The organism is Rosenbergiella australiborealis, from assembly GCF_018494035.1.
Taxonomy (GTDB): Bacteria; Pseudomonadota; Gammaproteobacteria; order Enterobacterales; family Enterobacteriaceae; genus Rosenbergiella; species Rosenbergiella australiborealis.
In genome coordinates this window covers 1-20,262 of the sequence record NZ_JABBFO010000010.1, presented here as the reverse complement: position 1 = coordinate 20,262, position 20,262 = coordinate 1, and the positions used below count along the sequence as shown (strand labels likewise).

At 48.5% G+C, this 20,262-nt stretch carries 19 protein-coding genes; 16 read left to right on the top strand and 3 right to left on the bottom strand.

Annotated elements, in window-relative coordinates:
* Positions 1 to 19 precede the first annotated feature (19 nt).
* Positions 20 to 349, bottom strand: coding sequence for a cell division protein ZapA (gene zapA / locus HGT73_RS10840; RefSeq protein WP_214214765.1), 330 nt, complete (start codon positions 347 to 349; stop codon positions 20 to 22).
* Between the two features lie 163 nt (positions 350 to 512).
* On the opposite strand from zapA, the gene HGT73_RS10835 reads away from it, so the two are divergent.
* The 9 genes from HGT73_RS10835 to trhA all read left to right on the top strand — a co-directional run bounded on the left by HGT73_RS10835 (position 513) and on the right by trhA (position 11,040).
* Positions 513 to 1,082 carry a YecA/YgfB family protein gene (locus tag HGT73_RS10835; RefSeq protein WP_214214763.1) on the top strand — a complete coding sequence of 190 codons (570 nt, stop codon included), beginning with the start codon at positions 513 to 515 and terminating at the stop codon, positions 1,080 to 1,082.
* Between the two features lie 39 nt (positions 1,083 to 1,121).
* The gene (pepP, locus tag HGT73_RS10830) at positions 1,122 to 2,468 is read left to right on the top strand and encodes a Xaa-Pro aminopeptidase (protein WP_214214762.1); all 1,347 of its coding nucleotides are present in this window, start codon (positions 1,122 to 1,124) and stop codon (positions 2,466 to 2,468) included.
* Entirely contained in the window at positions 2,465 to 3,643 is a 1,179-nt protein-coding gene (ubiH, locus tag HGT73_RS10825; RefSeq protein WP_214214751.1) for a 2-octaprenyl-6-methoxyphenyl hydroxylase, read from the top strand. Before pepP ends, ubiH begins: the two co-directional genes overlap by 4 nt.
* 15 nt (positions 3,644 to 3,658) lie before the next feature.
* The gene (gene ubiI, locus HGT73_RS10820) at positions 3,659 to 4,864 is read left to right on the top strand and encodes an FAD-dependent 2-octaprenylphenol hydroxylase (protein WP_214214749.1); all 1,206 of its coding nucleotides are present in this window, start codon (positions 3,659 to 3,661) and stop codon (positions 4,862 to 4,864) included.
* A gap of 13 nt (positions 4,865 to 4,877) precedes the next feature.
* The gene (gene pncA / locus HGT73_RS10815; RefSeq protein ID WP_214214748.1) at positions 4,878 to 5,534 is read left to right on the top strand and encodes a bifunctional nicotinamidase/pyrazinamidase; all 657 of its coding nucleotides are present in this window, start codon (positions 4,878 to 4,880) and stop codon (positions 5,532 to 5,534) included.
* A 343-nt stretch (positions 5,535 to 5,877) separates the two neighbouring features.
* Positions 5,878 to 6,972, top strand: a complete 1,095-nt coding sequence (gene gcvT / locus HGT73_RS10810; protein WP_214214746.1) for a glycine cleavage system aminomethyltransferase GcvT — start codon at positions 5,878 to 5,880, stop codon at positions 6,970 to 6,972.
* A gap of 17 nt (positions 6,973 to 6,989) precedes the next feature.
* Entirely contained in the window at positions 6,990 to 7,376 is a 387-nt protein-coding gene (gene gcvH / locus HGT73_RS10805) for a glycine cleavage system protein GcvH (protein ID WP_214214736.1), read from the top strand.
* Positions 7,377 to 7,384: 8 nt separating this feature from the next.
* A complete protein-coding gene (gcvP, locus tag HGT73_RS10800) occupies positions 7,385 to 10,255 on the top strand; it encodes an aminomethyl-transferring glycine dehydrogenase (protein ID WP_214214734.1) in 2,871 nt (956 codons plus the stop codon).
* A gap of 131 nt (positions 10,256 to 10,386) precedes the next feature.
* Complete coding sequence (trhA, locus tag HGT73_RS10795) at positions 10,387 to 11,040, top strand: PAQR family membrane homeostasis protein TrhA (RefSeq protein ID WP_214214731.1); 654 nt, start codon at positions 10,387 to 10,389, stop codon at positions 11,038 to 11,040.
* A 115-nt stretch (positions 11,041 to 11,155) separates the two neighbouring features.
* On the opposite strand, the gene ygfZ is transcribed toward trhA, so the two are convergent.
* Positions 11,156 to 12,121 carry a tRNA-modifying protein YgfZ gene (gene ygfZ, locus HGT73_RS10790; RefSeq protein ID WP_214214724.1) on the bottom strand — a complete coding sequence of 322 codons (966 nt, stop codon included), beginning with the start codon at positions 12,119 to 12,121 and terminating at the stop codon, positions 11,156 to 11,158.
* Between the two features lie 226 nt (positions 12,122 to 12,347).
* On the opposite strand from ygfZ, the gene sdhE reads away from it, so the two are divergent.
* Positions 12,348 to 12,614: an FAD assembly factor SdhE gene (gene sdhE, locus HGT73_RS10785; protein ID WP_214215016.1), complete on the top strand. Its 267-nt coding sequence runs from the start codon at positions 12,348 to 12,350 to the stop codon at positions 12,612 to 12,614.
* Positions 12,589 to 13,005, top strand: a complete 417-nt coding sequence (locus HGT73_RS10780; RefSeq protein ID WP_214214723.1) for a protein YgfX — start codon at positions 12,589 to 12,591, stop codon at positions 13,003 to 13,005. The genes sdhE and HGT73_RS10780 overlap by 26 nt, the downstream gene beginning before the upstream one ends.
* Before the next feature lie 4 nt (positions 13,006 to 13,009).
* Here HGT73_RS10780 and fldB read toward each other — a convergent pair whose 3' ends face one another.
* Positions 13,010 to 13,528 (bottom strand): flavodoxin FldB, encoded by a 519-nt coding sequence (gene fldB, locus HGT73_RS10775; RefSeq protein ID WP_214214721.1) that lies wholly within the window; start codon positions 13,526 to 13,528, stop codon positions 13,010 to 13,012.
* Between the two features lie 114 nt (positions 13,529 to 13,642).
* Here fldB and xerD point away from each other — a divergent pair, with 114 nt between their 5' ends.
* From xerD to lysS, 5 genes are all read left to right on the top strand, one after another.
* On the top strand, positions 13,643 to 14,557 hold the full coding sequence (gene xerD, locus HGT73_RS10770; protein WP_214214718.1) for a site-specific tyrosine recombinase XerD: 915 nt from the start codon (positions 13,643 to 13,645) through the stop codon (positions 14,555 to 14,557).
* Between the two features lie 28 nt (positions 14,558 to 14,585).
* Positions 14,586 to 15,287, top strand: a complete 702-nt coding sequence (dsbC, locus tag HGT73_RS10765) for a bifunctional protein-disulfide isomerase/oxidoreductase DsbC (RefSeq protein ID WP_214215009.1) — start codon at positions 14,586 to 14,588, stop codon at positions 15,285 to 15,287.
* Positions 15,288 to 15,291: 4 nt separating this feature from the next.
* Positions 15,292 to 17,022, top strand: a complete 1,731-nt coding sequence (gene recJ / locus HGT73_RS10760; RefSeq protein WP_241623023.1) for a single-stranded-DNA-specific exonuclease RecJ — start codon at positions 15,292 to 15,294, stop codon at positions 17,020 to 17,022.
* A gap of 85 nt (positions 17,023 to 17,107) precedes the next feature.
* Positions 17,108 to 18,206 (top strand): peptide chain release factor 2 gene (gene prfB, locus HGT73_RS10755; protein ID WP_214214716.1). Its coding sequence is split into 2 segments (ribosomal slippage): positions 17,108 to 17,182 and positions 17,184 to 18,206, totalling 1,098 coding nucleotides; the frame shifts between segments, so codons are not numbered across the junction.
* 9 nt (positions 18,207 to 18,215) lie between these two features.
* Entirely contained in the window at positions 18,216 to 19,736 is a 1,521-nt protein-coding gene (gene lysS / locus HGT73_RS10750) for a lysine--tRNA ligase (protein ID WP_214214713.1), read from the top strand.
* Positions 19,737 to 20,262: the final 526 nt, after the last annotated feature.

The following is a 20,262-nucleotide window of genomic DNA, read 5'->3' as shown; positions in this document are numbered from 1 at the left end:
CACAGGATCCCTGAATACTTTATTCAAATTTACTTTCTGGGCGATCGCTGATGCGCCCTTGTTCGACTAATGCCTGTTCAATAGTCTGTTGCAATACACGAATACGTTGTTCCATATTGCTGGCATAATCACGGGTTTTGCTTTTTTCTTGGGCAAGTTCGTGACAAATATTTAATGCTGCAATGAACACTAATTGTTCAGTATTCGTGACGCGAGTTCGATGTTTTAAATCCTGCAGACGCTGGTCAAGATCTTCGGCCGCAGAAAGTAGAGCTTCTTTTTGTTCTGGAGGACAGTTCACTCGAAGTGAACGACCAAAAATATGAATATCTACCGGTTGCGCAGACATGTTACCTTCCTGATAATTACGTTGTCCGCTTCCAAAGTCACTTGCTGAGGAAGGGCGCCACTATATATACCTGAGGCAGAAGTTACAACCCCTTTTCTGGAATCTACAAGGGAGCTAATGGTAGCATAGATCCTACTTCACTTTCCCAAGGCTATGAATAACGATGACTTCACCGAACTATAACACGCTTAATAGCGACCTGACGACACAAGGTGTCGGTATGACAGCCGCTGAGATGCATGGCTTACTCAGTGGCATCCTCTGCGGTGGCACTAAAGATCATAGCTGGAAAGCACTGGTACATGACCTAACGAACGATGGCATTGCGTTTTCGGCTCAACTCAACCAATCCTTACAAGCTGTCTACGATAATACACTGCACGCCTTCGAGGAAGACGGTTTCAACTTTCAACTCTTCCTTCCGGTCGATAACCACGACAATGTTTTTGACCGCGCAGATGCTTTAGCCGGATGGGTCAATCATTTTCTACTAGGATTAGGGGTAACACAGCCTAAATTAGATAAAGTGAAAGATGAGGCGGGTGAAGCGATTGACGATTTGCGTACTATCGCTCAACTAGGTTACGACGAAGATGAAGATTCGGAAGAACTTGCACAATCTTTGGAGGAGGTCATTGAATATGTCAGAGTTGCTGCATTACTCTGCCATGAAACCTTCAATGCCCCGCAAGCGGATACTTCAGCCGTAACGCAGGTGCCGACATTACATTGATCCTCGAACGGTAAATGGGGATGACAGGGAGCTTAAGGTATGATTTCACAGAAAAACTACAGTAAACGGCGCCAGGCGCTTCTTAAACAGATGCAACCGGGAAGCGCAGCCTTAATTTTTGCTGCACCGGAGGTCACCCGTAGCCGGGACACTGAGTATCTTTTCCGTCAGCATAGCGACTTCTGGTACTTCACTGGGTTTAACGAGCCTGAAGCATTGTTGATCTTAATTAAAAGTGACGATCAGCATAACCACAGCATCCTCTTCAATCGTTACCGTGACCCACATGCGGAAGTCTGGTTTGGACGACGCCTTGGGCAAGATGCCGCAATCGAAAAACTTGGGGTTGATCGCGCACTCCCTTGGGGAGAGCTTGACCAACAGCTCGCGCAAATTCTTAATGGATTAACCACGGTTTATCATGCCAGTGGTGAATATGCTTTTGCCGATGAAAAAGTGAATCATGCACTTGAAACCCTACGGGCGGGATCGCGTCAAAATCTCAAGGCCCCGACAACGCTCATCGACTGGCGGCCGATCGTCCACGAAATGCGTCTCTTTAAAGATAAAGAAGAGCTGGCTATTCTGCGTGATGCGGGACGGATCAGTGCTCTTGCACATCAACGTGCAATGCAGCAATGTCAGCCGGGGATGTACGAATACCAGTTGGAAGGAGAGATCCATCATGAGTTCTCACGTCATGGTGCCCGTTTTCCATCCTACAACACTATTGTAGGGGGCGGTGAAAATGCCTGTATTCTCCATTACACCGAGAATGAGTCGCTACTGAAAAAAGGCCAACTGGTACTGATTGATGCAGGCTGTGAACTATTTGGCTACGCTGGCGACATCACTCGGACATTCCCCGTGGACGGTAAATTCACCCCAGCGCAACGTGAACTGTATGACATAGTACTGCGTGCCTTAACCACTGCGCTGGCTCTCTTCCGGCCGGGAGTCAGTATTGCTGAGGTCACTGAAGCTGTTATCCGAATCAAGGTTGAAGGGTTAGTTGAACTCGGTATTTTAACGGGTGATGTTTCACAATTAATTGAAGAAAAAGCCTATCGGCCATTCTTTATGCACGGACTAAGTCATTGGCTCGGTTTAGATGTGCATGATGTAGGAGGATATGGGGGCGCTGACCGTTCACGACTCCTAGAGCCTGGGATGGTATTGACCGTAGAACCAGGATTATATATCGCTCCTGATGCCAACGTTCCAGAACGCTACCGTGGCATAGGGATCCGTATCGAAGATGATATTGTTATCACTGAAACCGGCCATGAAAATTTAACCGAACAGGTAGTGAAAGATCCTGATGCAATCGAACAATTGATGCATATCGCGCAAACAAAACGTCTAGGTGAAAATAACCCACTATGAGCGTAATAATTGTTGGGGGAGGTATGGCAGGTGCAACCCTAGCACTGGCTTTATCGACCCTTTCTCAAGGAAAATTACCCGTTACCTTAATTGAGGGAAGCTCTCCCGATACTGCAGCACACCCAGGTTTTGATAGCCGGGCGATTGCATTAGCGGCAGGCACTTGCCAGCAACTTGAGCGTATTGGCGTCTGGTCGGCCCTCAAATCCTTGGCAACCCCGATTACCGATATTCATGTTTCTGACCGAGGCCATTTGGGGCAGGTTACCCTTAACCGTGATGACTATAATCTGACGGCTTTGGGTAACGTAATTGAGCTACATGCTGCTGGGAAAGTATTATTTCAGCGATTACAACACGCCCCAGGTGTTACCTTACATTGCCCGGCGAAAGTTGCCAGTATGACCCGTTATGCAGATAACATAGCAGTCACGTTAGAAAATGGATCGTCGCTAAATGCCCAGACATTAATCATTGCCAATGGCAATCGATCCCCCATCGCGCGGCAAGCCGGGTTTGAATGGCAAAGGGAGAACTATGAACAAGTCGCGATTATTGCCAACGTCAGCACGACTCAACCGCATAACGGCCGGGCTTTTGAACGCTTTACGACACAAGGGCCTATCGCATTATTACCCATGTCGGGCAATCGCCTATCGCTAGTATGGTGTGTATCGGCCCATAGAAGCGCATCGTTATTGTCGGCAGAAAAAAGCGAGTTTTTACAACAACTCCAACAGACTTTCGGCTGGCGTTTAGGGAAATTTACCGACGTCGGACAAAGAGAAGCCTACCCGCTGAGCTTACAACAGGCACACTCCGTCACCACGCATCGCTGCGTGGTCATTGGTAACGCCGCACAATCGCTACACCCCATTGCCGGACAAGGGTTCAACCTAGGCATGCGCGATGTGATGAGCCTAGCCGAAACTTTGACACAGGCTTTCTTGCAGCAGCAAGATCTGGGCAGTTTCCCGGTACTTAATCGTTATCAACAGCGCCGAGTAGACGACCGTGCGACCACCATTGGTATTACGGATGGCCTCGTTCGCCTTTTTGCGAATGACAATATTCCGCTGACCGTCGGGCGAAATCTCGGGTTATTCACAATGCAACGATTTACCGGTTTTAAACACCACCTTGCCAGTCGCACCCTCGGCTGGGTTAAACGTTAATTAAAGAGAATATTCATGCAAAGCTACGATATTATTATTGCTGGTGGTGGAATGGTCGGGCTCGCTGTTGCGTGTGGTCTGAAAGAATCAGGGCTGAGTGTGGCGGTACTGGAGCAAGGGCCGGCCCCCCATTTTTCTCAGCAAGCCCCACTCTCGGTGCGCGTATCAGCCATCAACCGCGCTAGCCAGCGTTTGCTAGATAAAATAGGTGTTTGGCAAAATATTCTACAGATGCGCGCAAGTTGCTATCACGGCATGAAAGTATGGGAAAAAGACAGCTTTGGCCGAATAGCTTTTGATGATAACGAAATTGGCGGTCAGGGCTTAGGCCATATCATTGAGAATCATGTCCTACACACGGCCCTGTGGCATCAAGCACAAACTCTCTCGCATATCACCCTGATCCCAGAGGCGAATTTACAGCAAGCGGCATTTGGTGATAACGAAACCTTCGTGAGCCTCCAAGATGGTTCCATGCTCACAGCACGCTTAATGATTGCTGCGGATGGTGCGCACTCTTGGCTGCGTGGCAAAGCCGACATCCCGCTAACCTTTTGGGATTATAAGCATCATGCACTGGTCGCTAACATTCGTACCGAACAGCCTCATCAAGGCATTGCACGTCAGGTATTTCATGGCGACGGGATTTTAGCATTCCTGCCTTTTGCTGATCCCCACAGCTGTTCTATCGTCTGGTCAACCGAACCGCAAACGGCGAAAAAACTCAACACAATGGACGCGTCGCTATTTTGCCAACAACTCGCAGTCACCTTTGACATGCAACTCGGTCCTTGCACGCTGAACAGTGAGCGACAAACCTTTCCCCTGACGGCACGTTATGCTCGCCAGTTCGTCAGTCACCGTTTAGCCTTAGTCGGGGATGCGGCGCATACCATTCATCCACTTGCCGGGCAGGGCGTTAATCTTGGTTTTATGGATGCAGCAGAGCTTATCGGCCAACTCATTCGCTTACAGCAAGAGGGTAAAGATATTGGTCAACACCTCTATTTGCGGCGTTATGAGCGCCTTCGCAAGCTCAGTGCGGCAAAAATGTTGGCAACCATGCAAAGTTTCCAAGACCTCTTTGCCGGACAGAATCCGTTGAAAAAAGTTATTCGGGATATTGGGCTGACGCTTGCCGATAAACTACCGGGCATTAAACCACAACTGATTAAACAAGCCCTTGGCGAACACGACCTTCCTGAATGGTTACGTAAATAGCGGAGAAAAAGTGATGGCGGCTGCAACACTCAATATCGACAACAAAACAGCACTACTCGTTGTCGATGTTCAAAACGACTTTATGCCAAACGGCCCGCTCGCGGTGCCACAAGGGAATGAGGTGATCCCAGTCATTAACCGTATTGCAGCGCATTTTCATCAGGTTGTGATTACCCAAGATTGGCACCCTGCCGGGCATCTTTCTTTTAGTAGCGCACACCCTGACTGCCAAGATTACCAAACCATCACTATGCCTTATGGCCCTCAATGTTTATGGCCGGAACACTGTATACAAGGCAGTAAAGGGGCGGAACTAGCCGAGGGTCTCGCCATCCCTCATGCAAGATTAATTCTTCGTAAAGGCATCCATCGAGAAATTGATAGCTATTCAGCGTTTTTAGAAGCGGATAGGCGCACCGCGACCGGTCTGCTTGCTTGGTTACAGGCTCACGACATTCACCAAGTCGTTGTTGTTGGGCTTGCCACCGATTTTTGTGTTGGCTGGACCGCCATCGATGCGGCCAAGGCGGGGCTATCAACCTGGGTAGTTGAAGATGCCTGTAGAGCGATTGATCTTAACGGTTCACTCAGTCGCGCTAAACAGGCCATGCAGGAAGCGGGTGTAAAATTTATCACCGCCGCTCACTTGCACCATCATAGTGAGAGTTGATTTATTCTAATTATTGGAAGTTTTTAGCCTTAGATAAACTAATCCGAACAAAGGCGAGGACTTCCCATTCACTGCACAACTTTCTTTTCTCTTTTCATTAAATCCTGATTTTTGCAGCATTTCTCCTGCTTATTGGCACATCTTTTCTATTTTGTGACTCAATACCCTCGCGTTATTGTTACGCACCATTATGATGCATATCACTTTTATCCCTATTTAGGCTTATGGCTAAGCCTGGCAATGAGTGATAACTTACCTAAAGGATATCGTTTGCGTAGCGAGTATTCCCCGTTAGGTCCAGCAAATTCATTCACCGCAAATTTGCCGCGGAAGAAGGAGTGTTATGAGTCAACGAACCCCTCTTTTTATACAACATGAAGCCTGTGGTGCTCGCCTCGTCGATTTCCACGGATGGTTAATGCCCCTGCACTATGGTTCACAACTTGATGAGCATCACGCAGTCCGCCGCTCAGCAGGAATGTTCGATGTTTCCCACATGACCATTGTCGATCTGACCGGTCCTCGGACCCGGGAGTTTTTACGTTATCTATTGGCTAACGATGTTGCGAAGCTGACTGTACCGGGTAAAGCGTTATACAGCGCAATGCTTAATGGTTCAGGCGGCGTCATTGACGACCTAATTGTCTATTTTCTCAATGAACAGCACTTTCGATTAGTGGTCAACTCAGCAACGCGGGAAAACGACTTAACCTGGATCGCAGAACAATCTCAGCACTATGGCATCGCGATCAAAGAGCGCAGAGACTTAGCCTTAATTGCAGTACAAGGTCCACAGGCGATAGAAAAAGCACAGTCAGTGATGTCGACGACACAGCGTCAAGCCGTGGCCGATATGAAACCGTTTTTTGCTGTAGAAAGTGAAGGCTGGTTTATTGCCACCACCGGCTACACTGGGGAGCAAGGCTATGAAATCGCTCTTCCTGCCGAACAGGCACCCTTGTTATGGGAAAAGCTGCTTGAAGCTGGCGTTAAACCCGCGGGGTTAGGGGCTCGTGACACATTACGCTTGGAAGCGGGTTTAAACCTTTATGGACAAGAAATGGACGAATCTATCTCGCCACTGGCGGCCAATATGGCATGGACTGTCGCATGGCAGCCGGATGACCGCGAATTTATCGGGCGACAAATACTGGAGCGTCAAAGAGAGCAGAGTACGCAAAAATTAGTTGGCGTGGTGTTGCACGAAAAAGGGATGTTACGAAATGGTTTATCCCTCTTTTTTACTGACAGCAATGGTCAACAGCAAACAGGTACCATCACCAGTGGGTCTTACTCGCCGACACTCGGTTGCAGCATTGGTCTTGCACGTGTTCCCGCGACCATTGGCGACAATGCACAGGTACGGATTCGTGAACGTGAGCTACCGCTTTTAGTCACATCCCCCTGCTTTGTGCGTGCAGGTAAATCGTTAATTTAATCATGGAGAAGAATAAAATGAGCAATGTACCGCAACAATTAAAATACCGCGACAGTCATGAGTGGGTGCGTCAAGAAGGTGATGGCACGGTAACGGTAGGCATTACTGAACATGCACAAAGCCTTTTAGGAGACATGGTATTTATTGATCTACCCGCCCTTGGACGTCAAGTCACCGCCGGTGACGACTGTGCAGTCGCAGAATCGGTCAAGGCTGCTTCAGACATCTATGCACCGGTAAGCGGTGAAATCATCGCCATTAACGAAGCATTAAACGACAGCCCTGAGCAGGTCAATAGCTCACCTTATGACGACGGTTGGTTATTTAAAATCAAGCTGAGTCACGACGATGAACTTGGACAACTGCTTGACGCAAATGCCTATCAATCTTTAATTAATGAGTGAGTAATACGATGACGCAACCACTTAGCCAATTAGAAAATCCAGATGCCTTCGTTCGTCGCCATATAGGTCCTGATACTGAACAACAGCAGCAGATGTTACATCAGATTGGTGCATCTGAATTGTCGAAGTTGATTGCGTCTATCGTGCCTGAAGATATACAACTTTCGTCCTCTCCTCTCACATTACCTTCTTGTACTGAACATCAAGCCTTAGCGGAACTAAAAACAATTGCGGCTAAAAATCGCCGTTACAAATCTTGGATTGGAATGGGGTATAGCGCAGTACACACGCCCCCCGTCATCCTACGTAACTTATTGGAAAACCCGGGTTGGTATACCGCGTATACCCCTTATCAACCTGAAGTTTCACAAGGGCGTCTTGAAGCACTCTTGAATTTCCAGCAAGTCACCCTAGAGTTAACCGGAATGGAGGTTGCCTCCGCCTCGTTACTCGATGAAGCCACCGCTGCGGCTGAAGCCATGGCAATGGCAAAGCGGGTCAGCAAGCGCCAAAACGCCAATACATTCTTTGTGGCAGACGATCTGCACCCTCAAACGTTGGACGTACTGAAAACGCGTGCGGAACGTTTTGGTTTTGAGATCGTGGTCGACAAGGCTGAACGGGCCATTGAGCACCAAAATTTATTCGGTGTTTGCCTACAATATTGTGGCACGCAAGGGCAGTTGCATGACTACCGTTCACTGATTGCAACCTTAACTCAGCAAGGGGTGATCATCTCAATGGCCGCCGAGTTTATGGCGCTAGTGCTGCTCCAATCACCCGGTGAAATGGGCGCTGATATCGTGTTTGGTTCTTCTCAACGCTTTGGCGTTCCTATGGGCTACGGTGGACCGCATGCGGCCTTCTTTGCCACTAAAGAGGTTTTTAAACGGGCGATGCCGGGTCGTATTATCGGCGTTTCTCGGGACGTTCAAGGTAACACTGCGCTCCGTATGGCAATGCAAACCCGCGAACAACATATCCGTCGTGAAAAAGCCAATTCCAATATCTGTACATCGCAAGTACTGCTGGCCAATATGGCGGGTATGTATGCCGTTTGGCATGGGCCTAAAGGGCTAAAGCGTATCGCACAGCGCATTCATCGCTACACGCAGATCCTTGCAAAAATAATCCAAGATAACGGCCTTAAACTTCGCCATCAGCTCTGGTTCGACACGCTAACGGTAGATGTTGCAGATAAAGCCGAAGTTCTTAAGCGAGCAGAACAGCATCAATGTAATTTACGCAGTGATCTCCATCACGCAGTGGGCATCACCCTTGATGAAACCACCCAACGTGAAGATATCATCGTGCTAGCTCAGATCCTTCTTGGTCGAGCGATTGATCTCGATATCGACCAATACGATCATACCGTTACTCAGCATCCGATAATCCCTGACGATCTCTTGCGCCAACAAGCTATCTTGACGCATCCCGTATTTAATCAGTACCACAGTGAAACGGAAATGCTGCGCTACCTTCACAAACTGGAGCGCAAGGATCTCGCACTGAATCAAGCGATGATCCCGTTAGGTTCATGTACCATGAAACTTAACGCAGTGGCTGAAATGCTACCGATCACTTGGCCAGAATTTGCCGAACTCCACCCATTCTGTCCGACGGAGCAGGCGGCGGGTTACTTAGAAATGATAGAGCAACTCTCTCATTGGTTGGTCGTCCTAACCGGCTATGATGCGCTATGCATGCAACCCAATTCTGGTGCACAGGGGGAATATGCCGGGCTACTGGCGATTCGTCGCTACCATGAAAGCCGTCACCAAGGGCAACGTAATATTTGCCTTATTCCTGCATCAGCGCATGGGACTAACCCTGCCTCTGCCCAAATGGCCGGTATGGAGGTTATCGTCGTAGCCTGTGATAAGCAGGGCAATATCGACTTACTCGATTTACGCACGAAAGCCAGCCAAGCGGGTGAGCACCTCTCCTGCATTATGGTGACCTATCCCTCCACGCACGGGGTATATGAAGAGACAATCCGTGAAGTCTGTGACGTTGTTCATCACTATGGCGGACAAGTCTATCTTGATGGGGCCAATATGAACGCGCAAGTGGGGATCACAACTCCTGGCCATATTGGAGCGGATGTTTCACACCTCAACCTTCATAAAACATTCTGTATTCCGCATGGTGGCGGAGGTCCGGGAATGGGGCCGATTGGCGTAAAAGCACATCTAGCGCCCTTTGTGCCAGGACACAGTATCATCCAATCGTCATTGCTAACCGAGCAAGGGGCGGTAAGTGCGGCACCTTTTGGCAGTGCATCAATCCTTCCAATTAGCTGGATGTATATCCGAATGATGGGTGGGGAGGGATTAAAACAAGCCAGTTCAGTGGCAATTCTCAATGCGAACTACATTGCGACACGGCTAAAATCGGCCTACGAAATTTTATATACAGGGCCAACAGGGCGGGTTGCACATGAATGTATTCTCGATATTCGTCCGCTTAAAGAACGGGTAGGGATTAGCGAAATGGATATCGCTAAACGTCTTATCGATTACGGGTTTCATGCCCCAACGATGTCCTTTCCCGTTGCCGGTACGCTGATGGTTGAGCCGACAGAATCAGAAAGTTTGCAAGAACTGGATCGATTTATTGACGCGATGCTCGCCATTCGAGAAGAGATCGAGCAGGTCGCCCAAGGAATCTGGCCACTGGAGGATAACCCACTAGTGAATGCTCCACATATTCAACAGGAGCTACTCGATAACTGGTCGCATCCTTACTCACGAGAAACCGCTGTTTTCCCAGCGGGAACAGAGAACAAATATTGGCCTACGGTCAAACGCTTAGATGACGTTTACGGCGACCGCAATCTATTCTGTTCCTGTGTACCGGTTGGCGATTATTCACCTTGATAAAATCCCCCCTGAAAAGGGGGGTTACACCTATTCACAGTTTTATTTGAGCTTACACTTGTACTCTGAATTTGATCTCAGTTAGTCTATTCATTCGCTTATTAGATTAACGAGGAGTTAACCTAGCAATTATGGCTAAGATACAGACTTTCTCTACTGGATATTCATTTTCGGAAGAAATCGCGAATAGTGTCAGTCATGGCTTGGGCTGTCTGTTTGGAATTGTCGGTTTAATACTGCTGCTTAATCAAGCTATTGAACGTGATGCTGACCTGATCACCGTTATCAGTTATAGCTTGTATGGGGGGAGTATGATTATTCTCTTTCTTGCATCGACCCTCTACCATGCTATTCCCAATCCCGATGCTAAGCCGTGGTTAAAGAAAATTGATCACTGTGCTATTTATTTATTGATTGCCGGAACTTATACGCCATTCTTACTGGTTGGATTACGATCACCCTTAGCGGAAGGGCTGATGGTCGTAATCTGGGCATTGGCACTACTGGGAATTATTTTTAAATTAGTCTTTGCCCATCGATTCAAAGTGTTATCGGTCGTCACCTACCTACTTATGGGCTGGTTATCCTTAGTCGTCATTTATCAGATGGCGACTAAACTCTCTGCTGCAAGTGTATGGTTGCTTGCTATTGGTGGAATCGTCTATTCATTAGGGGTGATTTTCTACGTCAATCGTCGAATTCCCTACAACCATGCAATATGGCACGCCTTTGTTTTAGGGGGCGCTATTTGCCATTTTTGTGCTATCTACTTTTATATAAAGTAGCGTGTTGTGGCTGGAAAATAACATCAAGTATCTCCCCCTATCCGCATCGTTTTTGCTTTTAGGGGGAAGTCATTGTCATGTAATTTTAATGAAGACAGGGACGGGAGTTGGTCGGTTACGCATCGTCCAGAGAATAGGGCAATGGCTGAATGCGTAGTTCACTTTCAGCCTCACCTTCTCGCCGAAACAGATGCTCGCTATCGAGATCGTTATTTAAGATAACCTGTACCCATAACTGGCACTCATCGTGCATCACCGAACAGAGAACTGTCCCGGTCTTACGCCAGTTATCGCCCATTTGTAGTTCAACGGCCTCTCCCGGCGCAATAGCCGCCATTGCAGATCCAGACAACCAATAGAGAGCACGCTTATTTGCCCCTCGGTACTTGGCACGGGCCACCATCTCCTGCCCGCTATAGCAGCCTTTTTTAAAGCTAATCGCCCCTAAAGCCTGCAAGTTGGCGGCTTGTGGAATAAATTGAGCACTGTTAGCTGAATCGATAACGGGAATGCCGGCGGCAATCTCAGCGGCTAACCACAATTGCTGGTCATAAACCGCAGCAGGGGCGTGATTAAGTAACGCTTGAGCCGTTGCAGGTTCAGCAATCACGATATAGCGATTTTCCGGGGTCGCTAACCACAAGAGAATAGAAGTGCCTACTCTCACCAAAGGGTGAGTGGCATCTGGCAGCTGAGCAAAGTGTTGCTGTAAAACCGCCGTGGCGTGTCGGCCCATCACGCCAATAATCGCGCGACTATCATCGGCAGCCAAGGTCACTTTGGAGAACACGGCATATTTCTTCAGTTCGGTCAGTTGTTGCTCGCGCACGCTGCGGCGCAATAAATAACAATAGCCTTCGCCCTCATGAAAGATGCGCAGATTACTCCACATCTTGCCCTTTGCATCACAATGGGCAGCAAGCTGATGACTATGTTCGGGCAGTAGACTCAAGTCTGCGGTGAGTTGTCCCTGCAAATAAGCCGTCGCATCGGCGCCTTGAGCCGTAACCAATGCCCAATCGGTGAGTGCACAAAACACCAAATCGGCATGGGTAACGGTATTATCTGGTTGAGAAAGCATGTTATCTCCTGTCGTACAACAGTGAACAGAAACGCGTAATATCGCATTCCAATATTGGCATCATTATTCAATAAAGCGTAAAGCCTGAAAAGCGGTAAGCAAACACAAAAGTGCGAGTTAACCCGAATAGACGGCGATTGACACTGCCGTTCGCCCAAGCTCTGCGTTACACTCTATACACTTGATTAGGGTCATTATAGAGGAACTGAGTGTGGAAATAGCAGAAATAGGTATTCAAGACACATCACGTATTCACTGGGCGTGCCGACGCGGCATGTTGGAACTCGATATTGCTGTACGGCCTTTTTTTGAGCACGAATACCATACGTTAACCGACCAGCAAAAGCGCGCCTTTATCGCCTTACTCAAAGCCGATGACCCTGATCTCTTTAATTGGTTAATGGGGCATGGACAACCCGCGAATCGTGAGCTTAAAGAAATGGTCGACTTAATTCGGACACGTAACAGTGCGCGCGGTCCTGTGGCAAACTGAAATCCATGTCTCGCGCTATGCTCTCTATGCCGCAAAGGGTTGGATGCTTTTACTCTTGGTGGTTATGCTGATATCGCCTTGGTTTGGAATCTTTTATCTACTTAAGCCTTTGGCGATTATCGGGCTCCTTTACGAAAGACAACGCACCTTACGGCGCCTTTTATCAAGAGTAGGAACCCTGCATATTGACGATCAAGAAGCCTGGTACTGGCAGCAACAATCATGGCGCGTAGTCTCGCCACTCTGTTGGTTACCTTGGGGCGTGATGATCAGCTGGCGTTGCGGGCAGCGCCATCAACACTTTTGGTTGATGGCCGATAGCATGTCGCAGCAAGCGTGGCGAAACCTACGCTTCTACTGGTTAAAAGGCCGTAATCGACAGTGGAAATAGGTCGCTACAGCAGCGCGGAAACTTCGGTTAAAATCTGTTCGCACCAGTTCTCGATACGCGTATCCGTCTCATCGAATTGATTCACATCATCTAAGGCTAGGCCCACAAAGTGCTGACCTTCCGCTGTCAGCGGCTTTTTACTGATAAACTCATAACCGGTAATCGGCCAGTATCCGACAAAAGAGACACCCTTTGCTTGCAACAGGTCGTGTAGCATCCCGAGCGCATCCAAAAACCACTCGCTATAACCAGCTTGGTCACCCAGGCCGTACAGCGCGACAATCTTTCCTGAAAGATCAAGGTCGGCTAGGGCCTGCCACTGAGCTTCCCAATCTTCTTGGAGTTCGCCAAAATCCCAAGTCGGCATACCCAGAATAAGCAAGTCATACTCAGTCATTGCCGAGAGATCGGCCTCTTTAACATTATGCAGGCTAACTAAATCATGGCCGATAAAATCCTGAATTTTCTCCGCCGCCATTTCGGTATAGCAAGTGCTCGAACCGTAAAATAACCCTATTTTCATTTTCGATTGACTCTTAGGCGCATATTTTTTGCTGAGTGTAGCAGAAAGCATACAGCCAGACGTAGTTGATGCATAATAGGCGCTGTTTAGCTCAGGCCATTTGATGAGGAACCTATGCAAAGCCCGACATCATTGCCCACGATCGACCCCTTAATTGAAGGATTTATCGATCAACTCTGGATAGAACGTAATTTAGCCGCCAACACCCTTGAAGCTTATCGCCGTGATCTAACACAACTGACCGAGTGGTTAGCGGCCCATCATTTCGCATTATTAACGGTGAGCGCCCCGGACTTACAAGCATTTCTTGCAGAAAAGCTCGAAGGTGGCTACCGTGCCACCAGCTCTGCGCGTCAGCTCAGTGCGATGCGCCAGCTCTTTCAATATCTCTACCGCGAGCAACTGCGCAGCGACGACCCCAGTGCCTTACTCTCATCCCCTAAACTTCCGCAGCGTCTGCCCAAAGATCTCAGCGAAGCGCAAGTCGCTCGATTACTTGAAGCGCCCTCCACGGAAATTCCGTTAGAACTGCGTGATAAGGCGATGATCGAGCTACTCTACGCCACGGGACTTCGGGTCTCTGAGCTGACCGGGCTTAGCTTAAGCGACCTGAGTTTACGTCAAGGCGTTGTCCGTATTCTCGGTAAGGGAAACAAAGAGCGACTAGTCCCGTTAGGGGAAGAGGCCATCTACTGGCTAGAAAATTATCTGGAACATGGTCGTCCTTGGCTGATTAATGGCGCAAAAATTGATATAGTCTTTCCCAGCAATCGTGGACAGCAAATGACCCGCCAGACTTTCTGGCACCGAATTAAGCATTACGCAGTAATCGCCGGTATTGATAGCGCCAAGCTCTCTCCTCACGTGCTACGCCATGCCTTTGCCACACATTTACTTAATCACGGTGCCGATTTGCGCGTCGTCCAAATGCTATTAGGTCACAGTGACCTCTCAACCACGCAAATTTACACGCACGTTGCCAACGAACGACTTCGTCAACTGCACCAACAGCATCACCCACGCGCTTAGCGGGGGAAGCAAAAAGGATACGGAAATGCTGAAAAAAACCTTAATCCCGATGGTGGCGCTACTCGCCAGCGTCTCTACTGCTAGCTATGCCAACAATGCGGCCATTATCCAATCTCTCACTAAATTGGGCGTAAGCATCAGTGACATTCAGTCATCACCTTTACCGGGAGTGAGCACCGTATTAACCGATAACGGTGTGCTCTATGTCACGGATGATGGCAAACAGATGATCCAAGGGCCGCTCTACAATATCAGCGGTCAATCACCGGTTAACGTCACTTTTCAAACATTAGACAAAAAAGTCGAAGCCTTAGCGCCAGAAATGATCGTTTATAAAGCGCCTAAAGAGCAACATGTGGTGACGGTATTTACCGATATCACCTGTGGCTATTGCCACAAATTACACCAACAAATATCCGACTATAACGCGCTGGGGATCACCGTACGCTATTTAGCCTTCCCGCGTGAAGGTGTACAAGGCGACGTAGCGAAAGCCATGAAAAATATCTGGTGTGCAAAAGATCCTAAAGCCGCGTTTGATGCCGCGATGGCCGGCAAAACCCCAGCCGCTGCAAGCTGTAATATCGATATTGCAAAACAATACCAACTCGGCTTACTTTACGGTATTCAGGGTACTCCAGCGATTCTGACGAAAAACGGAGTCATGATCCCCGGTTATCAAGGCCCGAACGAACTCAAACAATATCTGGATCGCATCAACGCAGGATAATCCCTTGTCTTCACGCGCAATACCTGAACTTAAACGACGTCAGCCCTTGGCTGACGTCCAGCTCGCAGCAACGCTTCCCCCCTTACTGCAACAGTTATACCGACAACGCGGCATTGATAATGCCGCGCAGCTTGAGCGTGGGGCCAATTACCTCCTACCGCCCACTGGCCTAACAGGTATTGAGCAAGCGGTAGCGCTATTGCATCAAGCCATGCGTGATAACCTGCATATCATGGTTGTGGGGGACTTTGATGCCGATGGGGCGACTAGCACCGCACTGTCCGTGCTAGCCCTAAAACAATTTGGTGCAGAACAAGTCAGCTACCTAGTGCCGAATCGGTTTGAGCAGGGCTATGGATTGAGCCCCGAAGTGGTTGACTTAGCGCATGCACGCAAAGCACAACTGATCTTTACGGTTGATAACGGTATCTCCTCAATTGCCGGTGTCGACTATGCCACAACGCTTGGGATCCCGGTTATCATCACCGATCACCATCTTCCCGGCGAGCAATTACCGGCAGCGGCAGCCATGGTTAACCCCAATCTGCATGACGCCACCTTTCCTTCAAAACATCTTGCCGGAGTAGGCGTGGCCTTTTACGTGATGCTAGCACTACGTGCTTACTTACGTGAACAAGGGTGGTTTACCGGCGCTGTCCCGAATCTTGCCGATTTGTTGGATCTGGTGGCACTGGGCACCGTTGCCGATGTCGTGCCTCTCGATGCCAACAACCGAATTTTGGTCTGGCAAGGCTTACAACGTATTCGCGCAGGCAAATGTCGACCGGGGATCCGCGCCTTGGTCGAGGTCAGCCAACGCCAAGCCTCACGGCTTGCGGCCAGTGATTTAGGTTTTGCCCTTGGCCCGCGACTCAATGCCGCGGGACGTTTGGACGATATGTCGCAAGGGGTAGAGCTGTTACTCACCGAAAATGACGCGCAAGCGCGCATGTTGGCTGTCGAACTTGATGCGCTCAACCAGACTCGCAAAGAGATTGAGCAGGGCATGCAGCAAGAGGCACTGGTGATTTGTGAACAGTTGGCGCAACAGCAACATCTTCCCAGCGGGTTAGCCTTTTATCACCCAGAATGGCATCAAGGGGTGGTCGGGATTGTTGCCTCGCGTCTCAAAGAGCGATTCCACCGCCCGGTAATTGCATTTGCGCCAGCGGGGGAGGGGATCTTAAAAGGTTCGGGGCGCTCCATTGCCGGCTTGCATCTACGAGATGTACTAGAGCGGTTAGATAGCCAACAACCGGGGTTACTCCTCAAATTCGGGGGGCATGCTATGGCCGCGGGATTAAGTTTATCCGAACAAAACTTCCCACTTTTTCGCGATAGCTTCGCGCAATTAGTCAACGAATGGCTCGATCAGGATGCGCTAAAAGGGGTTCTCTGGTCGGATGGCGAACTGGCGGCTGGGCAAATGACGGTAGAGACGGCGGAGATGTTACGCAATGCCGGGCCGTGGGGACAGATGTTTCCAGAACCGCTTTTCGACGGTGAATTTAAACTATTGCAACAACGGTTAGTCGGACAAAAGCACCTAAAACTGCTACTCGAACCGGTCTGCGGTGGCCCGCTTATTGATGGCATCGCCTTTAATGTTGACCTACAACAATGGCCTGACCCGAGTATTCAACGGGCGACTTTGGCTTATAAACTGGATGTTAATGAGTACCGCGGACAGCGCAGCGCGCAACTATTAGTCGAATACCTCTGGCCAAAAGCCTAAAAAGAGGTTACACGCCGAGGGTGGTTTCGGGTAGAATCTGCACCCTCTGTTTCACTTTTTTATCTTCAACTTAAGACAACAAACTATGTTTGAAATCAATCCGATAAAAAATCGTATTCAAGACCTTACCGAGCGCAGCGATGTTCTTCGGGGGTACCTTTGACTATGATGCAAAAAATGAGCGTTTAGAAGAAGTTAACGCAGAACTTGAACAATCTGATGTCTGGAACGATCCTGAGCGCGCGCAAGCCTTAGGGAAGGAGCGCTCCACGCTTGAAGCCATTGTCGAAACCTTCGACCAATTGGCGCAAGGCTTAGAGGATGTCAGTGGATTACTCGAATTAGCCGTCGAAGCCGACGACGAAGAAACCTTTAACGAAGCGATTGCCGAGCTAGAGACGCTCGACAAAAAACTCGCAGAATTAGAGTTTCGGCGGATGTTCTCCGGCGAGTATGACAGCGCTGATTGCTACATTGATCTGCAAGCAGGTTCTGGCGGAACGGAAGCTCAGGATTGGGCAAACATGTTGTTACGGATGTATCTACGTTGGGCGGAAGCAAAAGGCTTTAAAACCGAAATCATTGAAGTTTCCGACGGCGACGTTGCCGGTATTAAGTCCGCAACCGTAAAAATTATCGGTGATTATGCCTTTGGATGGTTAAGAACCGAAACCGGTGTTCATCGTCTTGTGCGTAAAAGTCCCTTTGATTCAGGAGGCCGTCGCCACACCTCCTTTAGCTCTGCCTTTATTTATCCAGAAGTGGATGAGAATATCGATATCGATATCAACCCGGCAGACCTACGGATCGATGTTTACCGCGCCTCTGGGGCGGGCGGTCAGCACGTCAATAAAACAGAATCAGCGGTCCGTATTACCCATATTCCAACCGGTACCGTAACTCAGTGCCAGAATGACCGTTCTCAGCATAAGAACAAAGACCAAGCCATGAAGCAGATGAAAGCGAAATTATATGAGCTGGAAATGCAAAAGAAAAATGCTGAGAAGCAGGTGATGGAAGAGAATAAATCCGACATTGGTTGGGGCAGTCAAATTCGCTCATATGTCCTAGATGACTCGCGGATCAAAGATCTCCGCACCAGTGTTGAAACCCGAAATACGCAGGCCGTCCTCGATGGCGATTTAGATCGATTTATTGAAGCTAGCCTGAAAGCTGGCCTATAAGGAACCCTCATGTCAGAACAAACTCCCGCGCCGGCGGATCTAGCCCAAGAACTCAATAACGAACTGAGTTCACGTCGCGAAAAACTGGTAGCTTTACGTGAAAAAGGCAACCCATTCCCGAATGACTTCCGTCCTGAGCACCGTTCTGATGTCCTGCATCAGCAATACGATGAGCAAAGCCAAGAAGCCTTAGAAGATTTAGGTATCGAGGTAACGGTTGCTGGTCGTATGATGACGCGTCGTATCATGGGTAAAGCCTCTTTCGCGACCTTACAAGATGTTGGCGGCCGAATTCAGCTTTATGTTTCCCGTGATGATCTGGCGGAAGGCTACTATAACGAACAATTTAAAAAATGGGATCTGGGCGATATCCTAGGAGCACGCGGTAAGCTGTTTAAAACCAAAACCGGTGAGCTCTCTATTCACTGTAGTGAATTACGCCTGTTGACTAAAGCACTGCGCCCGCTGCCAGATAAATTCCACGGCCTAGCTGATCAAGAAACCCGTTACCGTCAGCGTTATTTAGACCTGATTGCTAACGACGAATCACGTCATACCTTCCAAATTCGCTCAAAAATAATGGCCGGTGTGCGTCAATTTATGGTCGACCGCCAGTTTATGGAAGTCGAAACCCCGATGATGCAGGTGATCCCAGGCGGTGCTTCTGCACGACCTTTTATTACCCATCACAATGCGTTAGATATCGATATGTACCTGCGTATCGCGCCAGAACTCTATCTAAAACGTTTAGTGGTCGGTGGGTTTGACCGCGTGTTTGAGATTAACCGTAACTTCCGTAATGAAGGGATCTCACCTCGCCATAACCCAGAGTTCACCATGATGGAACTCTATATGGCGTATGCCGATTACCGCGACCTGATCGAACTGACCGAGAGCCTGTTCCGTACCTTGGCACAAGACGTACTCGGCACCACCGAAGTCCCTTACGGCGAGTATACCTTCGATTTCGGGAAGCCGTTCGATAAGTTGACGATGCGTGAAGCGATCAAAAAATACCGTCCAGAGACCGATCTCGCCGACCTTGAAGACTTTGATAAAGCCGTCGCCATCGCGCAAAGCATCGGTATAAAAGTGGAAAAAAGTTGGGGATTGGGCCGTGTTGTCACGGAAATCTTTGAGGAGACTGCTGAAGCACAACTAATTCAGCCAACCTTTATCACCGAATACCCAGCCGAGGTTTCTCCGCTAGCACGTCGTAATGATGATAACCCAGAAATTACTGACCGCTTCGAGTTCTTTATTGGTGGGCGCGAAATTGGTAATGGCTTCTCCGAGTTGAACGATGCACAAGACCAAGCCGAACGTTTCTTACAACAAGTTAACGCTAAAGACGCCGGTGATGATGAAGCGATGTTCTATGATGAAGATTACGTCACCGCCCTCGAGCATGGTCTACCGCCAACCGCGGGTCTTGGCATTGGTATCGACCGTATGGTGATGCTATTCACGAATAGCCATACCATCCGTGATGTCATTCTCTTCCCAGCGCTACGTCCGGGCAGTAAATAACAACGCAGTCACTGCTGACCTAAACCCGCTTCGGCGGGTTTTTTTATGCCTATTGATAAGTGGTCTTAACCAGAAAAAGGCAAAAATTGAGAGTTAATCTGTAGTATTCCTAGATAGAAATCTATGATTAAGATAGATAATTTTTCTATAAATTGAATATTATTTAACTATCTAATAATAAATAGTGTTACGTGCTAGTATGATATTGAAAGTTTTTTAGTGTTTTCTAGGGTTTTTATCCTGATATCATATAGGTAACCAAATAATAGGTATCGCGCATCTATAAGTATCAAGTCTGTTATCACTCATTTCTGAAATATCAATCTGATGGCCATGATCGAGTATTAACAAATCAATATAAGCCCTATTGTAATGAACAATAGGTTAGAGTTGGGCACAATGCTTTAAAAAAACCATGTATAGATTAAAAAATTGTTGTTCCATAATCTGGTAATCCCCCCGAAAAACCGGTGTGTTCATAAGTAGAATTTTCTCGTAATCTGAACAGGGGAGATCTCTATGAAAA

Coding starts and splice junctions, on each gene's coding strand:
- zapA (WP_214214765.1), bottom strand. CDS start 349: ATGTCTGCGCAACCGGTAGATATTCATATTTTTGGTCGTTCACTTCGA.
- HGT73_RS10835 (WP_214214763.1), top strand. CDS start 513: ATGACTTCACCGAACTATAACACGCTTAATAGCGACCTGACGACACAA.
- pepP (WP_214214762.1), top strand. CDS start 1,122: ATGATTTCACAGAAAAACTACAGTAAACGGCGCCAGGCGCTTCTTAAA.
- ubiH (WP_214214751.1), top strand. CDS start 2,465: ATGAGCGTAATAATTGTTGGGGGAGGTATGGCAGGTGCAACCCTAGCA.
- ubiI (WP_214214749.1), top strand. CDS start 3,659: ATGCAAAGCTACGATATTATTATTGCTGGTGGTGGAATGGTCGGGCTC.
- pncA (WP_214214748.1), top strand. CDS start 4,878: ATGGCGGCTGCAACACTCAATATCGACAACAAAACAGCACTACTCGTT.
- gcvT (WP_214214746.1), top strand. CDS start 5,878: ATGAGTCAACGAACCCCTCTTTTTATACAACATGAAGCCTGTGGTGCT.
- gcvH (WP_214214736.1), top strand. CDS start 6,990: ATGAGCAATGTACCGCAACAATTAAAATACCGCGACAGTCATGAGTGG.
- gcvP (WP_214214734.1), top strand. CDS start 7,385: ATGACGCAACCACTTAGCCAATTAGAAAATCCAGATGCCTTCGTTCGT.
- trhA (WP_214214731.1), top strand. CDS start 10,387: ATGGCTAAGATACAGACTTTCTCTACTGGATATTCATTTTCGGAAGAA.
- ygfZ (WP_214214724.1), bottom strand. CDS start 12,121: ATGCTTTCTCAACCAGATAATACCGTTACCCATGCCGATTTGGTGTTT.
- fldB (WP_214214721.1), bottom strand. CDS start 13,528: ATGAAAATAGGGTTATTTTACGGTTCGAGCACTTGCTATACCGAAATG.
- xerD (WP_214214718.1), top strand. CDS start 13,643: ATGCAAAGCCCGACATCATTGCCCACGATCGACCCCTTAATTGAAGGA.
- lysS (WP_214214713.1), top strand. CDS start 18,216: ATGTCAGAACAAACTCCCGCGCCGGCGGATCTAGCCCAAGAACTCAAT.